The following is a 23359-nucleotide window of genomic DNA, read 5'->3' on the forward strand; positions in this document are numbered from 1 at the left end:
GTTTTGCCGCGTTCAAATGGCCGCATGGGCTTGCGGCCTTGGCATAAAAAACCGGGCAAACAGTTCGGACTGCGATTTTATATTGAGCTTGTTGTAGAGGTTGCGGCGGTGGACTTTGATGGTTTCAGTCGACAGCGCCAGCTTCCCGGCGATTTCCTTGTTGGAAAAACCGCTGAGCAGCAACTTCAGCACGTCTTTCTCGCGTGCTGTTATTTGTGTGTCCAACTGGGTCAGCGCCTCAGTCCATGGGGCCGGTTCGGCGAAGTTCTTTTGCGGGTCAATTTCAAAGCACATGCGTTGATGCATCATTGCCGTCACCCATGGCTTGATCATGTCCAGTAGCGTGACTTGCGCCTGGGTGAAGCGCACGTTACTGCCGAACGACATGCACAGGGTTCTGTCGGCATCGAGTTGCACGTTGTACTGCGCCTCATCGACCGAGATGTATTGCGCGAAATATTGCTGGTAGTACTCGGTTTCAAGAAAGTGTTCCGGCGCAATATCGAGCAGATGGAAGAACCCGCTCTGCGGGTTTTCCCGATTAGCGATATAAAACGGGTCCAGCAGGTAAAGACCTTTCACATACCGATGAATAAAGGCATCCACTTCTTCGCTGTCTGCCACCTCCGGCAGGCTGATCACCCGCACGGCGTGATCGCTGAAAACCAGCACAACCCAGTTGTCTATCTGCACATATTCATTCAATACGCGAATCAATGAGCTCCAGAACTCTGGTCGATCAAGCTGCATGATCAGTTTGCCAACCGATCGGTGCCAAGCCAGGTTGTGAAGGTCAAGCGACATGTTCTACCCCTTTAGGGTTAGGGATTTGCAGGCCAGGGCTAAGTACTTGTAGGTATTTACTATTCGACAACGCCCGGTATATTCACCCCGAGCTTACGATAGCCATGAAGGCGCTTCGGGTAACAGGGATAGTCATATGAGTCGATCACACTTGCGAGCTATTTTTTTAGCCTCGCTGCTTGGCGCCGCCATCAGCACGCCGGCCAGCGCCGCGCAATCTTCGGTGTATCTGTATAACTGGTTCGGGTTTCTCGAGCCGCAAACCCCGAAGGAGTTCCAGCAGGAAAGCGGGATCAAGCTGCATATGGATGCCTTCGACAGCGCCGAAACCATGCAGAGCAAAGTCATGGCCGGGCGCACCGGTTATGACCTGGTCGTGGCTACTTCCAATGTGCTGCCCGGCCTGATCAAGGCGGGGGTGTTGCAAGAGCTGGACCGCTCGCAACTGAGTAATCTGTCGCATATCGATCCCGATATCCTGTCTCTGCTGGCGGTCAATGACCCCGGCAATCGCTACGCCGTACCCTACGTCTGGGGCACCACCGGCATTGGCTACGATGTGGACAAGGTCAAGGCCGCCCTGGGTGATGACGCCCCGGTGGACAGCTGGGACCTGATCTTCAAAGAAGAAAATATCAGCAAGCTCAAGGCCTGTGGCGTGGCCATGCTCGATTCGCCCAGCGAAATCATTTCGATCGCCTTGCACTACCTGGGGCTGCCCAGCAACAGTACCAACCCTTTGGACTACCAGAAGGCCCAGGCCCTGTTGCTAAAAATCCGTCCCTACGTGCTCTATTTCGATTCCTCGCGAATCGACACCGATTTGGCTGACGGCAATATTTGCGCAGTTGTAGGCTGGGCCAATGGTGCGCTGGCTGCGCAGGCGATCAATGAAAAATCCAACAGCGGACGCAAGATTGCCTACAGCCTGCCTCGAGAAGGCGCATTGGTCTGGTCTGAAAACTGGGTACTGCTCAAAGACGCTCGACACCCCAAGGCCGCGCTGGAGTTCATTAATTACATGCTGCGCCCCCAGGTGATTGCCAAGACTTCCAACTACATGCTCTATCCCAACGCCAATAAAGATGCCACGCAGTTCGTCGAGCAGAAGTTGCGCGATAACCCGTGGATTTATCCCGATAAAAAGACCATGGCCACGCTGGTTCCGCTTGAGCCGTTGCCGTTGAAGGCGGAGCGTATTCGCACCCGGGTCTGGACCAAGGTCAAGAGCGGTACGTGAGTGTAGGCCTATTGGGCGGTTGACCCAGGGGCCGGGGAGGGCAACAGCATGCGCCAAGGCGGTGATCAGTGCTATTTGGAGTCAGACGACTACAAAGCGTACAAAGAGATTGAAGAGCAGATCGGCCTCTGCACGCCGGAACAAGCCTGGGCCATGTATTACGTCTCGACGGGCATGGTGCGAGAAAACATCACCCTGGCGGTGATGGAGCACATCGGCAGGGGGAATCGCGCCTTGTTGCTTGAATTCCCCGACCTGGTACGGGTCAGGGGCCGAGACTATGAGCCCGGAGCACTCGCGTCCAACTGGCCTTTGTTGCGCAGGCATCGTGGATAACGCCCTGCGCAGTGGATTGCGGCAGCGCAGCCAGCCGGGCCGCCGCCGACAACAACGACGTCAAAGTGACTCATCGAGGTGTCGCCAGGGTTCCCCGTCCCGGCGGATAAGCAGCGCGTCCTGGCTCATATACAGTTCGATCTCTTGCTCTATTTCCACATGACGAAGTTTGAAGTCGTGCGCTGGGGTGCTGATCGCGCCGTGTTTGTAAAGCCTGTAGTACGCCACCTCGCCTTCCAGTCGCAAACCGGCCTCTTGCTGTGCGACTTCGAAAGCTTCGTCCGGTAATTGCACCTGAAAAAACGACAGCAGCGGCCAGCGTTTTCGTTGCTCGGTGTCTGAGCCCGCACCGACTGCTTGATATGCGCGGCGCATGCCCAGGACGCGCTGATGGTACTGCTTGGTGCTGGTCTGCCCGGTCGCGGCCAGTGAGATCCGGCCATCCAGCGCGGCCTGGGTGTAGTCGCCGTATTCATAAGCCTGGTATTGAACCAGCGTGCGCCCCTCCAGTTCGATCAGTGAGGGGCCGCTACGCCCATCCCAGGCAGGCTGGTCTAGCAGGCCGATTTCGTTGTCAGTCAGCGGGATGACCGTAGCAGAGACATTGCGCGGTTCGAACGTACGGGTTGAATCAGGCGCCACCCCTGGCCAGTACGAACCCAGCGCAGCACAGATGCGTGCATCTTCCGTGAACGGGCTGGCTAACTGATAGCCGCACAGCATATTGGTGAATGGGGCATCTACCAAGCCACGGCCGACTTCCCAGCCAGGCCCGAAGACCCCGCTGGCGAAATCCGGCAGCCAGGATTGTCGCTGGGCATAGGCCGCCGGATGTCCGGGGCTTGGAGTCGTGGACGTTTGGGGGTGCGAGACGATCGCAGTGGCGCCGCGGTCTTCAGCGGAAAAATAACCTCCCCTGAGCGACTGATTGATGAAAAACCGCACATCGGACAGTGGGTTGACTCGCGTGTGCCATACCTGCGGACAGGGTGGGGTAGGGCAAGGAAAAACCTGCGGGTCGCTGGACCATTGCTTGAGTTCCCGTTGTCCACACAACGGGTAAAAATCCGGTGCTCCGATAATCGAATAGGCGGCGATGCTCTGCAGTTGCAGTGCTGGACAGAGTGCGCGCACCCAGCCATCGGCCATTGCGTCCTGATAGTGCAGGGCTCGGTAGCCTCCGGCCTTGACGATGGCATCGACATCCTCACGTTGATTCAGGTCTTCAATCGAGCCGTCGTCACGCACATGATGGCGCCCATGCACCAGGCCGCCGGTGCCCGGGGGCATCATGAAGGACAGCGGACGACCTTGGTAGTGAGTCAGCTGCACCAGCCGCTCCTTGGCGTCGGGCACCAGCAAGCCAGGTGCAAAGCCATCGATATCCGCCCAATGACATAACCCCTCGGTAATGACGAAAGGTGCGTTGAGAATGTCAGGCTCTTGCCAACCGGTATTGCGAAAGCGTCTGTGGATTTGACCGATCTTTTCATTGACCTGGTGATTGACCAACTGAACGCTCAGGTCCATACCCGCCACGCACTCATCGCCATCGAATACCTTATGCAAGGGCACCCAGAACTCAAGATCATGGTCGATGGATTGAGCATTCATCGGGCCGAACCGCTCGGGCTGACCCACATGCCGTGCCGCTATGAACGCGCCGTAGCGCGCCGGGATAACGCGCATCTGATTGGGCTGGTCCTCGACAAAGGGCAAAAAGCCCCTGCGTTGCGGGTCATACAGCGCTGGCGCCGTACCGACCCGGGCGATTCCGGTGCGGGAAAAGCACAGGTCGGCCTGGCGCCCATGCACGGTCTCGGGGCGGGGGCGGTATTCATAGGCAAACACGGCAATCGCCAGCTCTGCATCACCGGCGGCCAGTTGCAAAACCTCCATGCTGGGAGGATTGGCACCGTAGACATAATTAAGGATGTGTTCGGTTTCAGCAGGGGTAGGGAAGGCTGTGAGTGTACTGCCGTTGATTCCGAGGTTCACATTCGGCGAGGCGAATGCATGAAACAGCAGGCTGGCGGCTGGGTGCCCAGGCTCAACGCCACGTATGCCATCGGCCGAAAAGTCCTCAAAGCCGGGCTGGGTACGATCGATGAGCAGGGGTTTGGCGAGTTCATCGCGCAGGGTTGTCGAGGTTATGTCCAAGCCATGGTGCAGCAACAGATCACGCCAGCCGGTGGGAGCCAGGCGTGTGCAGGCGCGTTCGACAGCGTTGATCAGCGACATCCCGAGTGCTCCGACAGGTTCAGAGGCCAAGGTACGTTAAAGGGGGCGGCGTGGTAACTGACCGAACGGCTAGGTAAGCGGGAAAGGAACCGTTGCACCGGGCCATCACGCGTTCAGCGCCTATCTATCGCTTTCATAGCCTGGGCCAGCCGTTGTGTTGCGTGATGGATCTCATCCCGGTCCAGGGAGGCAAAGCCCAGGCGCAGGGCGTTTTCCGCTTGGTCGTCGGGTGAAAACTGACGACCGCTGCGTACCACCAGCCCATGCTCCAGGGCGGTGTGCACCAAGCGATCCACGTTCACGCTATCCTCGAAACGTACCCAGAGCGCCAAGCCACCTTCGGGCTCGCGCACCTGTATGCGCTCACCGAATGCCTGGTCCAGACATTCGCGCAACACGGTCCGGCGCGCCAGGTACTCTTTGGAGACGCGGCGCAGGTGTTTTTTCAACTCACCGTGATTGATCAAGTCCGCCAGCATGGTCTGTGCGACCGCATCGGCGTCGCCCAGCATCAGTGCGGCATTGCGCTGCAGGGCTTCAATCACCTGCGTGGGGGCCACGATGTAACTGCAACGAAACGTCGAGCCCAGCACCTTGGATAACGAGCCGATATAGATCACATGGCGCTGGGCACGGTCACTGGCCAGCGGCAGGTAAGGGCGGCCGCTGAAGTGATATTCGTGGTCGTAGTCTTCTTCGATCACGCAAAAGTCATGTTGCGCGGCCAATGCCAGCAAGTGTTGTCGACGTGCGGCATGCAGGCTCACGGTGGTGGGAAATTGGTGGTGGGGCGTGAGGTAGATCATGCGCACGTTATGCTCGCGGCATAAGCGCTCGACCTGGTCGGTGCGGCAACCTTCATCGTCGATGTCGACCGTGACCAACTGCGCGCCGAGCTTGCGGAAAATTTCCCACGCCGGCGGGTAGCTCAAACGCTCCACCAGTACCACGTCGCCAGGCTTGATCAGCAGGCTGGCGCTCAGATACAGGGACATCTGCGTGCCTTGGGTCAGGCAAATATTCTCGGCAGTCACTGTCAGCCCGCGGTTATTGCGCAGCATCTCGGCCAGGGCGCAGCGCAACTGATAGCCGGTGCCCTCACTGCCGTAGCGCACCGTGTTGGAGGCAAAGCTGTTGCGCAGCGCATGGCGATAGTAGCGATGCAAAACGGCCTGGGGCAGCAGGCGATGGTCGCTGGTGCCATTGTCGAAGAACAGCGCACTGTGCCGATGCTGAAGCGCGACCACCTGGGCGTTATGGGTGAAATACGGTACCACCGGCTGGTCCAGCAGCAGTGGGGCGAAAGACGGTTGCGCCGCACAGGGCAGGGGCTTTGGGGCCAATTGCGCATTGACGAATGTGCCACGGCGCGGCTCGCTGATCAGCCAGCCTTTGGTCATCGCTTCCTCATAAGCCAGGATCACTGTCTTGCGGTTGACGTCGAGCAGTTGTGCCATCTCTCGTGTGCCCGGCAGCAACGTCCCTGGCGGCAGGCGCCCTTCGACAATCGCGGTGACCAAGCCTTCGGCAATCTTGCGATAGGACGCCTGGCGGGTGTCTTCGTCGAGTTTGAGCAGGGGGTGCCATTTACGCAACTGGACCATCTGAAGTATCCAAATCTGGAGGTTTTAATGGTCCTAGTCTAGCGTAACAATCCAGGCCTCACTTACCCCGAGGTCTTTATGAACACACGCCATGTCATCGAACTGTCTCCCTCGGGAAAAACCTTGGAGATCGGCGACGAACTGTTGCTCGACGCCATGCTTGCCAGCGGCCTGGCTGTGCCGTTCTCGTGCCGCCGTGGTGCGTGCGGCTCGTGCAAGGTGGTGGTCGCCGCAGGTGAGTACCGGGCCAAGCGCCTGGCGCCGGATGCGCCGGCGCCGTGTTACCCCCTGGCCGCCAATGAAATGTTGCTTTGCCAGAGCCATGCCTGCACCGACATGCGCCTGGAGATTCCCGGCTGGTCCCTGGATACACCTGCGTTGGTCGTTGGCGCTCAGGTCATTGGCAAGCGCGCGCTCGGGCCCGATGTCATTGAGTTGATACTCAAGCCCGATACACTTTTGAAGGTGCGAGCTGGTCAATACCTCAAGTTCTACCTGGCAGACGGCGACACGCGTTGCTTCTCGGTTGCCAACCTGCCAGCCGAGAACGAGGGGCGTTTGGTCTTCCAGATTCGTCGGGTGAGCGGCGGATACTTTTCCGAAGGCGTTCTGGATGGCTTGGTCGTGGGGGCGCGCATGCAATTGGAAGGACCGTTTGGCGCCTGCACCTGGCAGGACGATGACGCAGCGCCCGTCGTGCTGTTTGCCACGGGTACCGGTTACGCGGGCATCAAGCCGATCCTGTTGACCGCGCTCAAACGTAATGTCCAGGTGACGTTGTATTGGGGCGGCGCGCAGTCAACCGACTTTTATGACGGCGCCTTTCTGGATGAATCGATGCTTGAGCACCCCCGTTTTCGCTGGCACTCGGTGCGATCATCCGAGGGGCGGGTGCAGGAGGTTGCATTGAGCCACGGGCATCATTGGGAGGCGGCGCAGGTCTATGCGTGTGGTAACGGCACCATGCTTAGCCAGGTGCGTGCCCATTGCGTCGAGGCGGGGTTGCCGAGCCATCGGTTTGTCGCGGAGGCGTTTGTCGCCAGTGGCCGGTCAAGCGCGCAAACGGTGTTGCTGTCGTTCGACCCGATCTGGGAAAAAGTCGGCCCACGGTATTCCCTGGACGGCATGTTGGCGGCGCGAGAAAAATCCATACGCGCCCTGGCGGCCATCGCCAGCCGGTTGACGGTCGGCATGACCACCGGCGAAGCCCTGGAGATGGCCGCCCAGCAACTCACGGCCATGGGCGCCTCGCACACCTGGCATCCGACCTACATTCGCTTTGGCCCCGACACCATCCGGCCCTCCCGCGAGGGTGTTGATCGTCAGCGCAAACTGCGCGCCAGCGATATCGTCGTGGTCGACCTGGGGCCGGTATGGGACGGCTATGAAGGGGACTACGGCGACACGTTCATCTTCGGTGAGTTACCGCTGCATCTGGCGTGCAGGACTGCGTTGCATGAGGTGTTCGATGAGACCCGCCAAGCGTGGCTGCGTGGGCTGACCGGGCGCGAGCTCTACGACTTCGCCGAACAGAGCGCCGTGTCGAAGGGCTGGAGGCTGGCACGCAATCTGGCGGGGCATCGCCTTGCGGATTTCCCCCATGCCTTGTTCGAAAGCAAGGAGTTGGCTGACCTGGAGATCCCACCGAGCGAAATGGCCTGGGTGCTGGAGATCCAGTTGTGCCATCCCACTGAGCCAGTGGGTGGGTTCTTTGAAGACATGCTGATGTTGCAAGCCTGAAGAGCCTGCCATTGCTGCCGAGAAGTGCGCTTGTCGCGATGAACCGAGATCAACCCAGCACTGCCGATCTCCTGTGGGAGCTGTCGAGCTTCAGCGAGGCTGCGAAAACGGTGGTTCAGGCGATGAAAATGTTGCCTGTGCCGCCGCCATCGCAGCCTCGCTTGGGTTTCACATGGGTCAGAGCTTCGGCAACTGCCCGACGCGGCCCATCATTTCAGTGACGATCTGCAGGTCCAGCAGGAACTGCTCAACCGTTTTGAACTCACTGTCGGTGTGCCCGGTGTACTTCTCTTCCGGACGGGCCAGGCCAAATTGCACCCCATTGGGCAAGTCGTGCACCGAGGTTGCACCGGCCGAGGTGCCGAACTTGTGCGGCATGCCCAGGTTTTCCGTGGCGACCGCCAGCAAGGCTTTGACCCACTCACCTTCAGGGTTGCGGTACATCGGTGTATCCAGCGAATAGGCGAAGCTCACGTTGACCTTGGCTTGCTGGTTCCAGGCATTCAGTTTCTGTTCGATCTGTGCCTTGAGTGCCTCCGGGGTTTTACCCTTCGGCGCCCGCAGGTTCACCGCCAGCTTGAAGGCTTTGTCATCCAGGCCGACAAAGGTCGGCGAGGTGGTCAGCGGCCCCATGAAGTCATCGGCGAAGCCCACGCCCAATTTGCCGCCCAGGTAATCCAGGCCCCAGTTGTCGGCTGCATAACGCGCCGCATCAGTGATGTGATTGTGCTTGAGGGCAATCTTGCCGTCCACGCCGTGGATCAGTTCCAGCATACGAGCCACCGGGTTGACCCCGGTTTCGGGTTCGGATGAGTGGGCGGATACGCCGGTGACAGTGAGTTTGACGTCCTTGCCATCGACCTTGGCGCTGACCTGGAAATTGCCGCCGTTGCGCTTGGCATAGTCATTACCGGCCTGCTGCAGGCTGGCCGCTAACTCAGCAGGCTTATCGCTGACCAGCGTGGCCACCGAAACCGATGGAATCTGGTTGGTGGCCTTGCCGCCGGTCATTGCGATGATTTCTGCGCCTGTGCCTTCACCTTTGCGCACCGGAAAGGTCGCCATAACGGTTCCCGAGCCTTTCTCTGCGATCACCACCGGGTAGCCGCCATCCAGCGCCAGGTTGTATTGCGGCACCGGGTTGCGTTCGAAGTAGTAGGGAATCGCGTCACCGGCGGTTTCTTCGGTGGTGTCCACCAGCAGCTTGAACGTACGCGCCAGCGGCAGTTTTTCTTCCTTGATCACCTTCATGGCATACATCGCCACGACGATGCCGTTCTTGTCATCTTCGGTCCCACGGCCATACATGCGATCGCCGATCAGCGTGACCTTGAATGGGTCGAGCTTGGTGCCGTCTTGCAGCACCCAGTTTTCCGGCGTGACCGGCACCACATCGGCATGGGCATGTACGCCGACGACTTCATCACCGCTGCCTTCCAGGGAGATCTCGTACACACGGTTATCGACGTTACGGAAGTTCAGGTTGAAAGATTTGGCCAGGGCCTGGATCTTGTCGGCGATCTTGAGGAATTCCGGGTTTTTGTACTGTGGCAGCCCGTCTACGTTGAAGGTCGGAATCTCCACCAGCTCGCGCAAGGTTTCCAGGGCAGCCTTGCCGTACTTCACACGGGTGTAGATACCCAGCAGGCGATTGATCTCGTTCTGCTGCTCGGCGTTCAGGGTTTTGTTGTCGAGAAAGGCGCTGATAGCCGGGCCGACGTCAGCCGATTTGCCCAGCTCGCCCTTGGCCAGGTTGCCGAGGAAACCGCGGAAATCGGTGACCGATGTCTCGCCGAAGCTCTTCACAATCGCCGCGCTTTGGTCTGCACTGATGTTGGCGAAAGCGGGGCTTGAGAGTGCCGAAAGGCTAGCCGCGAACAGGGTGGCAACGGCCAATTGCTTGAGTGGAAAGTGCATTGTTTAAGGCATTCCTTTGCAGGTAGTGAGTAGGGTGTTTCTGACAGGTAAGTCGGAAACATTTCCACACACTACCACTACTCAGGTGCCCAAGGTCAATGCTGGCCAGGATGGGGCTCAGGGTATTCATCCGTCACGCTCAAGGCTCTGGCGTAGGGCCCGTCCCACAGTTGCTCATGCAATTGCCCTACACGGCTGGCCATCGCTTCACTGCGCATCACCACCTCCAGATTGCGCGAGTTATCCAGGTAACCGCCCAACCAGTTGCTGGTGCCGATCCACGCCACTTGCCCGTCGATCTCCATGGTCTTGCTGTGGATCACTCGCGCATAAGGGATAAAGCCTTGCCTGGCTTCGGGCAGGGTGACGATCTTGATTTCGACGTTGGGCAATACCGCCAGGCTCTTGAGGTAGGGCAGTTCCAGCTTGTCGGTGTTCCAGTTGGACACCATCAGTTTGATCGACACCCCGCGGGCAGCGGCGGCACGCACGGCGTTGTCGATCACCGCGTAGTACGGGCGGGTTCGATCAGGCCCGTAGGACAGTGGCGCGTAATCGAGCAATTGCACACGCACTTCTTTTTTGGCTTCGCTAAGCAGGCGTGGCAGTTCCAGCTGTGAGTCGCCTACGCCTGGCGGGTTGTAGCGTTGCGGGCTGGCCACCAGGTAGTTGCCGGTGCGTGCGGGCGCCTGGCCGGTGGCCGGCAGCGGCACCGGTTGTTTATCGGCGAGCGCGGCCTGGGCTTGCCAGTCTTGATCGAAGATCGCCTGCACCTGGCCTACGATGGCTGCGTCACTGATACGCAGCCCGGTTTCGTGGATATGTTCCAGGGAGCGCCAGTCGAAATTCTGGCTGCCGATAAACGCCTGCTTGCCATCCACCAGCAGGTATTTGGCATGGATGATGCCGCCGCTCAGTTGCCCGTAGGGCAGCACCCGCAAGGTCAGGTTGGGGATCGCACGCAGGCGTTCCAGGGTGGCAGCTTCTGACAGCCTGATGCCTTTTTCTTCCAGCAAAAAACGAATTTTCACGCCGCGCTTGCCGGCAGCCTCAAGGCGTTCGATGACCGTGTCCATCACCGAGCCGGGATGGTCGACGGCGTAGAACTGGCCGATATCAATGCGGCTCTTCGCACTGTCGAACAGCTCGATCCATACCGGGCCGGTCTGGCGCAGATCGGCGGTGCCCAGGGCGGTATCCACCGGCACGGTGTGCACCAGCTCAAACCCCGGAATGGAAAAGTCCGCCTGGGCCAGCGGACTGAGCAACACGCCGGCGAGGCTGGCGATACGCAACTTCATCGAAAGGGACATAGGCGTCTCATCGGATAAAACAAAGGGGCGGGCGTATTACGCGCCCGCCCGACGGATCACGCTGTGCGGCTGTGCAAGGAGGTGGGTACAAGGTGCGGCACTTCGCCTTGTACGCGGGCTCCGCTGGCCGCGCGGATCAACAGGATCTTCAACTGGTCGTTGATGCGTTCCAGGCTGTCCTGGAAAAAGTTGTGGAACACCACGCAGAACAGCGCGATGGCGATACCCAGGCCGGTGGCGAACAAGGCCGTGCCGATACCACCGGAAATCTGCCCTGGGTCGGAAACACCCGCCGTGGCCAGTGCCTTGAAGGTGTCGATAATGCCGAGGATGGTACCCAGCAAGCCCAGCAGCGGGGCGGCGGTGGTAATGGTCTCGATGATCCACAGGCTGCGGGCCAGCGGGGCACGGGTCTTGAGGTATTGGGTGTCGATTTCGTCGTCCAGGTCCTTGCGTGAACCGTTGGAGGCTTTCTGCGCCAGCACCGGCAGGATCATGTTCAGCGGCAGGCTGTCGCGACGGCTCAGGTTTTCCGGCAGGTCACGCTCGCTGTGCACGGGGGCGCCGAGGGCGTCGATCAACGCCCGAGCCTGGCGGCGCACGTAGGCAAAGTAGATGCCGCGTTCGATGGCGATGAAGATCGCAATGGCCATCGCCGCGTACATCACATAGAAGGTGACGTCGTGGAGCAGGTTCATATCCATGCTGGTGTTCCTCTTGGGTCAGTCTTAGAAATTCGCTTCCAGCGAAACCGTTACGGTGCGGTCCAGGCCAACGATGTAGGCCGGGTCGCCATCGCGAAAACCGCTGTAGCTGGCCGCGTTGGTCTTGGTGGTGTACACGCCGTCCAGGTACTTCTTGTCGAACAGGTTGTCGACGTTCAGGCGCAGGGTCGCGTCCTTGACGACTTTCTTGTCCACCGGCAGGTAGATACCGGCGCCAAGGTTGAACACGGTGCGTCCGGAAATGGCTTCGTCGTTGGTCAGGTCGCCATAGAGCCTGCTGGTGTACTTGCCGCCGAAGGTGCCGTAGAAGCGCCCGTCGTCGTAACCAACGTTGGCCGCCAGCATGTTCTTGGGCACGTTGGCGAACTGCTTGCCGCTGGTGGGCAGCACGATGGGCTTGCCGGCGTTGTAGACGGTCATGTCGTCTTGCTGCTCGGCCTTGGTGTAGGTGTAGGAGGTGTAGTAGTTGAAGTGGTGGGGCAGTTGGCCGCTCCATTCCAGCTCCAGGCCTTTGTTGGTCACGGCACCGACGTTGATGTCGGCGGCGTCGCCGTTGATGTCTTTGGATGAGACCTGGCGGTTCTTGAAGTCCATGTAGAACAGGGTGGCGGCCAGGGTCATGTCGTCGCCGCTGTAGCGCCAGCCCAGTTCATGGTTCCAGCTGGTTTCCGGCTCGAGGTTGATCGAATCAACGCCCTTGTCGTAGAGCGCATAGTTCTGCGGTACGCGCATGTTTCGCGACAGGCTGTAGAACAGTTGGTCGCGCTCGTCCAGTTGGTATTTGAGGCCGACATTGGGCAGCAGTTTGTTATAGGTCTGGTTGCGTTTTTCCGGACGCTCGTTGAGGCTGCCGTGGTTGGTACCGTCCCGCTCGACGTTCATGTAGGCAAGGCCGGCGATGAAGGTCCAGTCCGGGTTGATGTACCAGGTGTCCTGGGCCCAGACCTTTTGCGCCGGGGTCACGGTGAAGCGGTCGCGCCCCTGGACCTGATTGCCGTTGGCATCGACGATGGCGCTGTTGGAATCCGGCCAGGTGTCCACCGGCTTGCCGTTGCTCTTTAGGGGAATGAACGGCTGGGTCTGGCTCTGGCGTGCGCGCTCGTACCAGTAGCCGAATTGCAGGCTGTGGTCGCCCAGGTCCCAGGTCAGTTTGGTGGTGATGCCCGGCCGCCAGGTTTGCGTGCGAGAAGGGCGGTAGTACACGCCGCTGTTCGGTGTGCCATCGGCGTTGTACTGGGCGGCGGTGGGTAGGTTGCCGAGGTCGAACACGCCACCCTGGTTGGAGCCACGGTTGAGTGCGTAGGCGGACGAGCCGACGCCGCTGCCGTTGCCCCAGTAGTAATACGGGATCACCGACAGCGCCAGGTTGTCGGCCAGTTTGAACTGGGTGTTGAGCACGGCGGTGAAGGTCTGGAACGGGTTCTGCGCCAGGGCGTAGTAGCTGTTGTATTTGCCGTTGCTGCCCACGCTCGGCGTGGCCGGGTAGGGATCGTACTTGCGGCCGTTCTGCTGGAACTGCGCCTTGGTCAACTGGCTATAACTGTTGTTGTCCTGCTCGTGGTACTTGAGGATCAGGTTGGCGGTGTTGCCGTTGCCGGCGTCGAAGAAGCTGTTCCACTCCACCTTGTCTGCACGCACCGCGCCTGAGCCACGCCACATTTCCCCTTCGGTATGGGACACCGACAACCAGTTGCTAAGACCGTTGATTTCACCGGTATTGAGGCGGGCGAAGGTCTTGCGCGTGGCGTTGCTGCCGACCACCTGTTTGACGAACGCGCCGGTTTCCTTGGTCGGGCGAATGGTCACGATGCCGATGTTGCCGCCACTGGAACCGATGTGCGGGCCATCGGCCTCCGAGGCACCCTGGGTGACGAAGATCTGGTCGATGTTTTCCGGGTCGCCCAGCAGGTTGGAGTACAGCGCGTAGTTACCGGAGTCGTTGATCGGCATGCCGTCCACCGACATGCCCACCTGGTCGGAGTTCATGCCGCGCATGGTGAAGCGAAAACCCGAGAGGCCGGTGTTGTCTTCACTGGAGATGTTCAAGCCCGGGGTGTACTTGAGCTTATCGATGGCATTGCCCGTTGCTGCCTGCTTGTCCAGTGCTTCCTTGGTCACCGTGGAGCGGCCCTTGATGCTTTCTTCCGGGACCATGTAACCGCCCCCTGCGCTCGCCTTGCCTTGTACCCCAATGGTGCCGACATCACTGTCGCTGGTCTCTGCCATGACCAGTCCCTGGCTCATGCTGGTCGCGGCAACGAGTGCCAGATGAATGCGGGTGAACTTCATCACTGTCGTCCTGATGTCGGGTGCTTATTGCACGCTGTAGTTGAAGGTGGCGGTGAAGCGCTGCTCATTGCGGCCCCCGAAGGCTTGTTCGGGGAACGGCTTGACTTGCTTGATGCGACGCAAGCTGTTGGTGGCGGCCCGGTTGAGCAACATGCTTGAGGCCTGAGTCTGCAAACCGGAATCGAGCACGCGGCCCTGGCGGTCCACCAGCAACCACACCACTACCTCGCCGCTGGGGCGTTCGAGCGACGCCTGGCGCCCGGTGGGGTACTGCTTGTAGGTGTCCAACTCGTTGCGCAAACCTTTGAGGTAACCGCCTTCCAGGGCCTGGCCATCGACCTTCGGTGGCGCCGGTGGGGCGGGCGTCGGTGCCGTTTGGGCGACGGCGGCCGGGGCTGGCTTGGCGGCCACCGGTGGCGGCGTTGGCGCGGGCTTGGCGACCACGGGCGCCGGCTTGGGCACAGGTTTTGGCTTGGGTTTGGGTTTGGGTTCGGGTTTAGGCAGCGGCTTGGGCGGTGGCGGTGGCGCCGGCGCGGCCTCTTCCTCTTCTATTACCGGCGGTGGCGGTTCTTGTTCCACCACCGGTTCCGGTATGACTTCCGGTTCCGGCTCGACCAAGGCCAATTCGACCGCCGACTCGTCATACACCGGCTCGACCTTCAAGGTCTGGGACTGGATACCCAGTGCAATCAGCACCAGGGCGATCAGGGCCGGGACACTGCCCAGCAGCTGACGCGCACGAAACAGAACGTACATGATCAAGACTTACGCGTAGCAATGGACACGGAGGTGAAGCCACCCAGGCGCAGGGTGTCCATCACTTCCACCAGGCGCGAAACCTCTACGCCTTTGTCGCTGTTGACGATGATCGTCGACTTGGTGTCGGGCTTCTCGGCCGCCTTCAAGGCCGGCACCAGGGCATCCACCGTCAGGTCCTTGCCGTCCAGTTGCAACTGGCCTTCCAGGCCCAGGGTGAGGATGAATTTGTTTTGCGGTTTGAGCTGCTGCGAGCTGCTGGCGCTGGGCAATTGGGTCTTCATGCCGAGCGCGGGAATCACGTTCAGGCTCACCAGTACGAAAAACACCAGCAGGAACATCATCACGTCGATCATCGGGATCAGTTCGATGTGCGCCTTGCGTTTCTTGGGTTCGTCCCAGGTTCTCATTCCGTTACCCCGTTATTGAATTAGGGGCAACACGCTAGCAAGCAAAAATGACCGAATGGTTAACTTTAATTGACGGTTTAAAGGCTCTAGGACGGGTCTTTCAGAAAACTTACCGGTCAGTTTCGGCACGTAATGAAACTGACACTCGGGGCGTACATGCTTGAGAAATTTATCTTGAGAACCAGCGTCCATGGACACAGCATTGCCTCAATTGACTACCCCGCGGATGCTGTTGCGAGCATTGGAAATGCACCAGGCCCAGTTGCTTTTCACGCTCGCCAACGGCCCGAAAATTGCTGACAACACGGCGAATATTCCATCGCCCTACACTCTGGAAACCGCCGAGGATTTTATTGCAGGGATTGCCGATAAATACCGCACTGGTGAACTGCTGAACCTGGGGATGCATGTGCTGGGCACACACGAGTTGATTGGCATGGTCAGCCTGCGCATCAATGCTCGGCATCACTATGGGCACTTGGGTGGCTGGGTGGCGGCGCACTGCCGTAACCAGGGGTATGCGGCAGAAGCGGCAAGCGCGGTGATGGACTTCGGCTTCGGCGAGCTGGGGTTGCAGCGCGTGGGCAGCCAGTGCTTTGGTCGCAACAAGGAATCGGCGCGGGTCATGGAAAAGATCGGCCTGCGCTATGAAGGCTGCATGCGCCAGGCGTTTCTAAAGAACGGCGTGTATGAGGATTTGCTCGGGTTTGCCACCGTACGTGACGACTGGGAGCGCTGTCTGTGAGCGGCGGGGTAGACCACGACCGGCGCCGGATACTTGGCGGGCTGGCGGTCGCTACCGCGTTTTCGATCCTCAGCCCGTTTGCGCGCAGTGCCGGGGTGGATTATCCGTTCACCCTCGGCGTGGCTTCCGGCGACCCGTTGCCGGATGGCTTTGTGATATGGACGCGCCTGGCGCCGTTGTTCAACGCCGCGGATGGCCGTGGCGGCCTGAGTCGCTCAGTGCCAGTGCGTTGGCGGGTGGCCAGCGATGCGGCGATGACGCGTATTGTGAGGCAGGGGGAGGTGCTGGCGACGCAGCGTTTCGCTCACGCAGTGCATGTCGAAGTGGCAGGGCTGGCGGCGGGCCGACCCTATTGGTACCAGTTTGAAGGGCTTGGTGCGCAGAGCGCGGTGGGCCAGTCGCGCACGACGCCAGCGCCGCACGCCATGGCCTCGGCCCGGTTGGGGTTTGTCTCTTGTTCGCACTGGGAACGCGGCTATTTCAGCGCCTACCGACACCTCGCCGCGGAGCAGCCCGACCTGGTGTTTTTCCTCGGCGACTATATTTACGACAGCTCCTACGCGGCGGATTCTGGCAAGGTTTTTCGTTCTCACGGCAGTGGCAATGCGCGAAGCCTGAGCGACTATCGCAACCGCTACGCGTTGTACAAGACCGATCCGGACCTGCAAGCCCTGCACGCCGCCGCACCCAGCGTGGCGACCTGGGACGATCATGAAGTGCAGAATGACTATGCCAACCGCTGGTCCCAGGATCCCAAGGTTGCGGTGGCGCAGTTTCTCCAGCAACGGGCGGCGGCTTACCAGGCGTTTTACGAACACATGCCCTTGCGCGCCAGTAGCGTGCCCAAGGGCGCGGACATGCGTATTTATCGACGTCTGGACTACGGCCGGCTTGTACGTTTCCATGTGCTCGACGGGCGTCAGTACCGTTCCGAGCAACCGTGCATCGCAGCCAATGGCAGCCACCAGGGGCATGTTGTCAACACCCCTTGCAGCAACTTGCGCGACCCCGCCCGCACGTTGCTCGGCTGGCAACAAGAAGCCTGGCTGGACCAGGGTTTTGCCCAGTCGAAGGCGCAATGGAATGTGATCGCCCAGGATTTGCTGGTGGCGCCGCTGATCCAGCGCGATCTCACCAACCACAAGCCGGGGCGCTGGACCGATGGGTGGGATGGCTACATGGCTAACCGCTCACGGATGCTGGCGTCGATTGTGCGCAATCGCGTGAAGAACCCGGTGTTCTGGGGCGGAGACATTCATTCGTTCTGGGCCACTGACCTGCATGCGAACGCCGACAACCCGGACTCGGCGGTGGTTGCCACCGAGTTCGTTGGCTCGTCGGTGACCTCCGACGGCCCGCCCTATGACGCGTTCATGAAGATCATGCCGCTTAACCCCCATGTGAAGTTCTTCGACAGCCGCCAGCGCGGGTATGTGTCGGTGGAGTTGGCGGCCGACAGCATGTTGACGAATTTTCGGGCGATCAGTGACCCGCGTGACCCGGCGGCGACGGTGTCGACGTTGAAGTCGTTCGTGGTCGAGCCGGGCAGGGCTGGGGCGATTGCCGTCTAGCCTATTTCTCTGTGGCGCATCGGTCCACTGTGGGAGGGGGCTTGCTCCCGATAACGGTGGATCAGTTACAGGTAAGCTGACTGACACCCCGCTATCGGGAGCAAGCCCCCTCCCATATTAGTTTCAATTTCATAGCGCACCGACAATGCGCCCTTTTTCTCCGATAGCGCCAGGATCGTCACCTGGCCCAGCTCGCTCAACGCTTGCACATGAGTGCCGCCACAGGCGTAAGCCGGCAATTCACCGAAGCCGACTTCGCGGGTGCCTTCATCGAGCGTCATATGCCGTGGATAGTCAGCGGCGATCCACTGGTTGACCCATCGCTGGAGCGTTTGCGCATCCATGTCTTGCGCGCTTTGGCCACGGATAAAGGTGATCTTGCCTTCGCCTGGCCAGTGGTGGGCCTTGATCGGCATCCAGCCCAGACGTTCGCCGGCGTTGCCGATCAAATGGCCCGCCGAATGCAGGCGGCTGTGCAAGGCGCGACGCTGTGCGTCGACTCGTGCAATGACCGGTCCAGGTTCCAGAGGTCGGTCGACGTAATGCACCACCTGTTCGGCTTCCTGCACGACCCGCAGTACCTGGCTATCGCCGAGCCAGCCGGTGTCGAACGGCTGGCCGCCGCCTTGGGGATGAAAAATCGTCGACTGCGCAATCACGGCGAATTGCTCTTCATGCGGGGTGCAACTGAGCACTTCCAGCTCGGCTGTCAGGTGGTCATGGGTAAAAAACAGGCGCTCGGTCATGGTCTACATCCGCATCAGGGTTCTGTGGGCAGTATAAATAGTGCGCAGATGAGTGATAATCCGCTCAATTATCAATGGACCTGTGCGTCATGAGCATCAATCTTCCTTTGCCGTTGTTGGGTGAAATGGCGATTTTCGTCAAGGTCGTGGAAACCGGCAGCTTCTCCGAAGCGGCGCGGCAACTGAGCGTTTCACCTTCGGCTGTAAGCCGCAGCATTTCACGCCTGGAGCAGGCCCTGGCCACGCGCTTGCTGCAACGCACAACGCGCAAATTGCGCCTGAGCGAGGGCGGTGAAGAGGTGTTCAAGCGTTGCCAGGAGATGGTCAACGCGGCGCGCTCTGTGATGGAAATCAGTGGCCAGTTCAACCATGAAGCCGAGGGCCTGGTGCGGGTCAGCGTGCCCAAGGCCGTGGGGCGGTTCGTGGTGCATCCGCATATGCCGGAATTTCTGCGGCGCTACCCCAAGGTGGATGTGCAATTGATCCTTGAAGATCGGCATGTGGATCTGATCGACGACAATGTCGACTTGAGCATTCGTATCACTGACAGTCCACCTCCCGGCCTGGTCGGGCGCCAGCTATTGCCCATCGAACACCTGCTGTGCGCGACGCCGCAGTACCTGGCCGAGCATGGCACCCCATGCCATCCCCACGATTTGCTTGAACACAGTTGCATCTACCTGGGGGAAACCCCGGGCGATTCGCGTTGGAAATTTCGCCAGGCCGGCAAGGCGGTGACGGTTGGCGTACGCGGGCGTTATGCAGCGAACCACACTGGGGTGCGGTTGGATGCGGTATTGCAGCATGTGGGGATTGGCAGCTTGCCGTATTTCACGGCGCGGCATGCCATGGAGTCGGGGCAGTTGGTGCAGGTGTTGCCGGGGTGGGATTTTATTGCCTCGTACCATGGCGAGGCGTGGTTGCTGCATTCGCCGACGCGGTACCTGCCGCCGAAGTTGCGGGTCTTTATCGATTATCTGGTGGAATGCATGGCCAAGGAGCCAAAGCTAAATGTGGGAGGGGCTTGCCCCCGGTAGCGCTCTGTCAGTCACCCTTACGTTGACTGACCCACTGCTATCGGGGGCAAGCCCCCTCCCACATTTGAATCTCAGTGCTTGAAAAGTCAGTGCTTGCTCTGGTCCTGGGGCATGGCCAGCAGTTGCTTTTCCTGGTTCCAGTCGAACGGTTCGTCGTTCTGTTCGGCCTCATAGCGACGTTCTTCCAGGGCCTGGTACAGGTCCAGTTCTTCGTCGGGCATGAAGTGCAGGCAGTCGCCGCCAAAGAACCACAGCAGGTCGCGTGGCACCAAGTGTGCGATTTGCGGGTAGCGCAGGATGACCTGGTTCATCAGGTCCTGGCCCAGGTACTGGCTTTCGATCGGATCGATCGGCAACAGGGCGCGCAGTTCGTCGAAACGCTCCAGGAACAGCGAGTGGCTTTCCTCGGGTACCTGTTCGGCTTCGCCGACGGCAACCAGGATGCTGCGCAAGTGGTCGAGCAAGACGAGATGATCGGCAACGACGTTGGACACGAGATAAGTCCTCTAAAGCAAAAACGGGCGCGAGAGTATATGCCTCTCGCGCCCGTTTTTATATGACCGCCGGTATCAGCGGACTTTACCCTCAGCCTGCATCAGCTCTTCCTTGCTGAAATCATCCACGTCGATCACCTTGCGCCGTGCCGCTTCGGCATCGCGCAGGGTTTGCGCTTCACCCGGTTGCAGCACGCCGGCGTGCAGCGCGGCATCGATGGCAGACTCACCGGCAGTCGGTTTGACCTGCCCGCTTTTAAGCGCGGTATGCAGTTTTTTCTGCAACGGATGGCTGGCGCCGAGCAAATCGTAGGCATGTTGCAGGGCGCCTACTGGATCTTCCGCCGCTTGCGGGCGGTAGCACCCGGCCAGCAGTTCTTCCAGGGTCGGGTCGCCCTTGGCCCGACCGATCACCGCCGCCACTTCGGCATCCAGCGCATCGGACGGCCCGGTATGCCGACGCCCGAACGGGAATACGATTACCCGCAGCAGGCAGCCGAGTACCTTGTTCGGGAAGTTGCTCAGCAGTTCATCCAGTGCGCGTTCCGATTCACCCAGGCTCTCTTCCATGGCCCAGGCAAACAGCGGCTCCAGATGGTCTGGCGAATCCAGGTCGTGATAACGCTTGAGCGCTGCGGACGCCAGGTACATATGGCTCAGTACATCACCTAGGCGGGCGGACAAGCGTTCGCGGCGCTTGAGCTCACCACCCAGCAGCATCATGCTCAGGTCGGCCAGCAGGGCAAATGCAGCCGCCTGGCGGTTCAGGGCACGGAAGTAGCCCTGGCTCAAACGGTTGCCGGGGGCTTTTTCGAAATGGCCGAAGCCCAGGTTCAGCACCAGGGTGCTGGCGGCGTTGCTCACGGCAAAACCGATGTGTTGCATCAGCAGGCCGTCGAACTCTTTCAACGCCTGGTCATGGTCTTCGCGACCGGCCAGGGCCATTTCCTTGAGCACGAAAGGATGGCAGCGAATTGCACCCTGGCCGAAGATCATCAGGTTGCGCGAGAGAATATTCGCGCCTTCCACGGTGATGAAGATCGGCGCACCTTGCCAGCTGCGGCCCAGGTAGTTGTTAGGGCCCATGATGATGCCCTTGCCACCGTGCACATCCATGGCGTGGCTGATGCACTCGCGGCCACGCTCGGTGAGGTGATATTTGAGGATCGCCGACAACACCGAGGGCTTTTCCCCCAGGTCAACGGCATTGGCGGTGAGCATACGCGCGCTGTCCATCAGCCAGGCATTGCCGCCGATGCGCGCCAGGGCTTCCTGGATACCTTCGAAGGCTGACAGTGGCACATTGAACTGCTCGCGCACCTGCGCGTATTGCCCGGTCACCAGGCTGGTGAACTTGGCGGCGCCGGTGCCGACGGCAGGCAGGGAGATCGAACGGCCGACCGACAGGCAGTTCATCAGCATCATCCAGCCTTTGCCGAGCATCTCCTGGCCACCGATCAGGTATTCCAGGGGAATGAACACGTCCTTGCCGGAGTTGGGGCCGTTCATGAAGGCGGCGCCAAGCGGCAGGTGACGACGGCCTATTTCTACGCCGGGCGTATCGGTTGGAATCAGCGCGAGGCTGATGCCCAGGTCTTCTTCTTCGCCCAGCAAGTGGTCCGGGTCGTGGGCCTTGAACGCCAGGCCGAGCAAGGTCGCGACCGGGCCGAGGGTGATGTAGCGTTTTTCCCAGTTCAGACGCAGGCCGAGGGTTTCCTTGCCTTGCCATTCGCCTTTGCAGATCACCCCGGTGTCGGGCATGGCGCCTGCATCGGAACCGGCCAGCGGGCCGGTGAGGGCAAAGCACGGGATGTCGTCGCCACGCGCCAGGCGCGGCAGGTAGTGGTTGCGTTGTTCTTCGGTGCCGTAGTGCAGCAGCAACTCGGCCGGGCCCAGGGAATTGGGGACCATCACGGTGGACGCAAGGTCACCGCTGCGGGTCGCAAGCTTCATCGCAACCTGAGAGTGCGCATAGGCAGAGAAGCCCTTGCCGCCATACTCCTTGGGAATGATCAGGGCGAAGAATCCGTGGGTCTTGATGTGCTCCCAGGCCGCTGGCGGCAGGTCCATGGCTTGACCGATCTCCCAGTCGCTGACCATGGCGCAGAGTTCTTCGGTGGGGCCGTCGATGAACGCCTGTTCTTCTTCGGTCAATTGAACCTTGGGGTAGGCCAGCAATTTATCCCAGTCGGGGCGCCCGCTGAACAGTTCGCCGTCCCACCAGACGGTGCCGGCATCGATCGCATCGCGTTCGGTCTCGGACATCGGTGGCAGTACTTTCTGAAACCAGCTGAACAGCGGCTTGGTGAAGTATTGGCGGCGCAGGTCAGGCAGCAGCAACGGCGCGGCCACCACGGCGATGAGCACCCAGAAGATCAGCAGCAGCCAGCCCGGCGCGTGGCTCCAGGCGCCCATCGCCAGCAGGTAGACGGCGACCACGCCCAGGGCGGGAAGGGGGGCAGTTCGGCGGTGTGCCAGGTAGGCAATGCCGACCACCAGCACCAGTATCCACAACAAAAGCATATGCAATCCTCCGTGAAACCAGGGGCGAAACCACCAGGGAGCTTAGTCCGCATCCGAACAAGCCGGGTGATCAGGGTGTTACAAGTTGTACTGGGGATACCCATCAGCAGGCGCCGACATTTGGCGTAATCGTCGTTATCTCTGTGGCAGGCCTGTCGTTAAACTCCAGGCTCACTTCGGAGATCAAGCTTATGAATGCGTACTTGAGTCCCAGCCGCTTCATCGATAGTGACCACCCTGCGGTGGTGGAGTTCGCCGAAAAACATCGCGGAACCCGCACGGATTTAAGTGACCAGGCAGTCAGTCTTTATTACGCCGTACGTGAGGCGATTCGCTACAACCCCTACACCTTCAGCCGCGACCCCAATACATTGAATGCCAGCTTCGCACTGGCTGCCGGCGAAAGCTATTGCGTGCCCAAGGCCACCTTGCTGGCCGCCTGCGCCCGTCACTGTGGCATCCCCGCGCGCATTGGCTTGGCAGACGTGCGCAACCACCTGTCCACACCGCGCCTGCTTGCCCTGCTCAAAAGTGACGTGTTCGCCATGCACGGTTATACCGAGCTGTACCTGAACGGTCGCTGGGTCAAAGCGACTCCGGCGTTCAATCAGCAACTGTGCGACGTGTTTGATGTGCCGCCACTGGAATTCGATGGCTTGCATGACAGTGTCTTCCACGCGTTCAATCGCCAGGGCCGTCGCTCAATGGAATATGTGGTGGATCACGGGCAATTTGCTGACGTCCCCGAGGCATTCTTTTTCGCGCATATCCGCCAGTGTTACCCGCACTTGTTTGCCGACAATGCGCCGACCCTGCTGGGCGATCTGCAGGGCGATTTAAGCCGTGGCTGATCCGGCGTATGCTGCTG

The 23359-nt window shown here is 60.2% G+C and carries 20 protein-coding genes; 7 read left to right on the forward strand and 13 right to left on the reverse strand.

All coding sequences use genetic code 11. The features are described from left to right. Positions 1–12: 12 nt before the first annotated feature. Entirely contained in the window at positions 13–804 is a 792-nt protein-coding gene (locus PSEBG33_RS17605; protein ID WP_005786650.1) for a helix-turn-helix transcriptional regulator, read from the reverse strand. 136 nt (positions 805–940) lie between these two features. Between PSEBG33_RS17605 and PSEBG33_RS17600 the strand changes: the two genes are divergently transcribed. Beyond that, positions 941–2044, forward strand: a complete 1104-nt coding sequence (locus PSEBG33_RS17600) for a polyamine ABC transporter substrate-binding protein (RefSeq protein ID WP_005786653.1) — start codon at positions 941–943, stop codon at positions 2042–2044. Between the two features lie 48 nt (positions 2045–2092). After that, entirely contained in the window at positions 2093–2380 is a 288-nt protein-coding gene (locus PSEBG33_RS17595; protein WP_005786654.1) for a hypothetical protein, read from the forward strand. On the opposite strand, the gene PSEBG33_RS30095 is transcribed toward PSEBG33_RS17595, so the two are convergent. The 3 genes from PSEBG33_RS30095 to PSEBG33_RS17585 all read right to left on the reverse strand — a co-directional run bounded on the left by PSEBG33_RS30095 (position 2323) and on the right by PSEBG33_RS17585 (position 6225). Further along, complete coding sequence (locus PSEBG33_RS30095; protein WP_157264139.1) at positions 2323–2454, reverse strand: FAD-binding protein; 132 nt, start codon at positions 2452–2454, stop codon at positions 2323–2325. The two genes, PSEBG33_RS17595 and PSEBG33_RS30095, sit on opposite strands and share 58 nt — an antisense overlap. Beyond that, positions 2441–4621 carry a hypothetical protein gene (locus PSEBG33_RS17590; protein WP_005786656.1) on the reverse strand — a complete coding sequence of 727 codons (2181 nt, stop codon included), beginning with the start codon at positions 4619–4621 and terminating at the stop codon, positions 2441–2443. The genes PSEBG33_RS30095 and PSEBG33_RS17590 overlap by 14 nt, the downstream gene beginning before the upstream one ends. Positions 4622–4734: 113 nt before the next feature. Next, positions 4735–6225 carry a PLP-dependent aminotransferase family protein gene (locus PSEBG33_RS17585; RefSeq protein ID WP_005786658.1) on the reverse strand — a complete coding sequence of 497 codons (1491 nt, stop codon included), beginning with the start codon at positions 6223–6225 and terminating at the stop codon, positions 4735–4737. Positions 6226–6303: 78 nt separating this feature from the next. Between PSEBG33_RS17585 and PSEBG33_RS17580 the strand changes: the two genes are divergently transcribed. Further along, positions 6304–7965, forward strand: a complete 1662-nt coding sequence (locus tag PSEBG33_RS17580; protein WP_005786659.1) for a M24 family metallopeptidase — start codon at positions 6304–6306, stop codon at positions 7963–7965. A 177-nt stretch (positions 7966–8142) separates the two neighbouring features. Here the strand turns inward: PSEBG33_RS17580 and PSEBG33_RS17575 are convergent, their stop codons facing one another. The 6 genes from PSEBG33_RS17575 to PSEBG33_RS17550 all read right to left on the reverse strand — a co-directional run bounded on the left by PSEBG33_RS17575 (position 8143) and on the right by PSEBG33_RS17550 (position 15375). After that, positions 8143–9882, reverse strand: a complete 1740-nt coding sequence (locus PSEBG33_RS17575) for a dipeptidase (RefSeq protein WP_005786660.1) — start codon at positions 9880–9882, stop codon at positions 8143–8145. A gap of 95 nt (positions 9883–9977) precedes the next feature. Then, on the reverse strand, positions 9978–11195 hold the full coding sequence (locus tag PSEBG33_RS17570) for a phospholipase D-like domain-containing protein (RefSeq protein ID WP_005786662.1): 1218 nt from the start codon (positions 11193–11195) through the stop codon (positions 9978–9980). 56 nt (positions 11196–11251) lie between these two features. Then, on the reverse strand, positions 11252–11899 hold the full coding sequence (locus tag PSEBG33_RS17565) for a MotA/TolQ/ExbB proton channel family protein (protein WP_005786664.1): 648 nt from the start codon (positions 11897–11899) through the stop codon (positions 11252–11254). A 24-nt stretch (positions 11900–11923) separates the two neighbouring features. Beyond that, positions 11924–14209, reverse strand: a complete 2286-nt coding sequence (locus PSEBG33_RS17560; protein WP_005786666.1) for a TonB-dependent receptor — start codon at positions 14207–14209, stop codon at positions 11924–11926. Positions 14210–14233: 24 nt separating this feature from the next. Beyond that, complete coding sequence (locus tag PSEBG33_RS17555) at positions 14234–14965, reverse strand: energy transducer TonB family protein (protein ID WP_005786668.1); 732 nt, start codon at positions 14963–14965, stop codon at positions 14234–14236. A gap of 2 nt (positions 14966–14967) precedes the next feature. After that, entirely contained in the window at positions 14968–15375 is a 408-nt protein-coding gene (locus PSEBG33_RS17550; protein WP_005786670.1) for an ExbD/TolR family protein, read from the reverse strand. A 190-nt stretch (positions 15376–15565) separates the two neighbouring features. On the opposite strand from PSEBG33_RS17550, the gene PSEBG33_RS17545 reads away from it, so the two are divergent. Both PSEBG33_RS17545 and PSEBG33_RS17540 read left to right on the forward strand, forming a co-directional pair. Further along, on the forward strand, positions 15566–16120 hold the full coding sequence (locus PSEBG33_RS17545; protein WP_005786672.1) for a GNAT family N-acetyltransferase: 555 nt from the start codon (positions 15566–15568) through the stop codon (positions 16118–16120). Beyond that, positions 16117–17691, forward strand: a complete 1575-nt coding sequence (locus tag PSEBG33_RS17540; protein ID WP_005786673.1) for an alkaline phosphatase D family protein — start codon at positions 16117–16119, stop codon at positions 17689–17691. Before PSEBG33_RS17545 ends, PSEBG33_RS17540 begins: the two co-directional genes overlap by 4 nt. 65 nt (positions 17692–17756) lie before the next feature. Here PSEBG33_RS17540 and PSEBG33_RS17535 read toward each other — a convergent pair whose 3' ends face one another. Then, entirely contained in the window at positions 17757–18437 is a 681-nt protein-coding gene (locus PSEBG33_RS17535) for a hypothetical protein (RefSeq protein ID WP_005786675.1), read from the reverse strand. Positions 18438–18526: 89 nt separating this feature from the next. Between PSEBG33_RS17535 and PSEBG33_RS17530 the strand changes: the two genes are divergently transcribed. After that, entirely contained in the window at positions 18527–19474 is a 948-nt protein-coding gene (locus PSEBG33_RS17530; RefSeq protein ID WP_005786677.1) for a LysR family transcriptional regulator, read from the forward strand. A gap of 86 nt (positions 19475–19560) precedes the next feature. Here the strand turns inward: PSEBG33_RS17530 and PSEBG33_RS17525 are convergent, their stop codons facing one another. Both PSEBG33_RS17525 and PSEBG33_RS17520 read right to left on the reverse strand, forming a co-directional pair. Next, the gene (locus tag PSEBG33_RS17525; protein WP_005786680.1) at positions 19561–19968 is read right to left on the reverse strand and encodes a PA2817 family protein; all 408 of its coding nucleotides are present in this window, start codon (positions 19966–19968) and stop codon (positions 19561–19563) included. A gap of 75 nt (positions 19969–20043) precedes the next feature. After that, positions 20044–22491 carry an acyl-CoA dehydrogenase gene (locus PSEBG33_RS17520; RefSeq protein ID WP_005786682.1) on the reverse strand — a complete coding sequence of 816 codons (2448 nt, stop codon included), beginning with the start codon at positions 22489–22491 and terminating at the stop codon, positions 20044–20046. A gap of 191 nt (positions 22492–22682) precedes the next feature. Here PSEBG33_RS17520 and PSEBG33_RS17515 point away from each other — a divergent pair, with 191 nt between their 5' ends. Then, complete coding sequence (locus tag PSEBG33_RS17515; protein ID WP_005786684.1) at positions 22683–23342, forward strand: transglutaminase-like domain-containing protein; 660 nt, start codon at positions 22683–22685, stop codon at positions 23340–23342. The last annotated feature ends 17 nt before the right edge of the window (positions 23343–23359 follow it).

Source organism: Pseudomonas synxantha BG33R (genome assembly GCF_000263715.2).
Classification (GTDB): Bacteria; Pseudomonadota; Gammaproteobacteria; order Pseudomonadales; family Pseudomonadaceae; genus Aquipseudomonas; species Aquipseudomonas synxantha_A.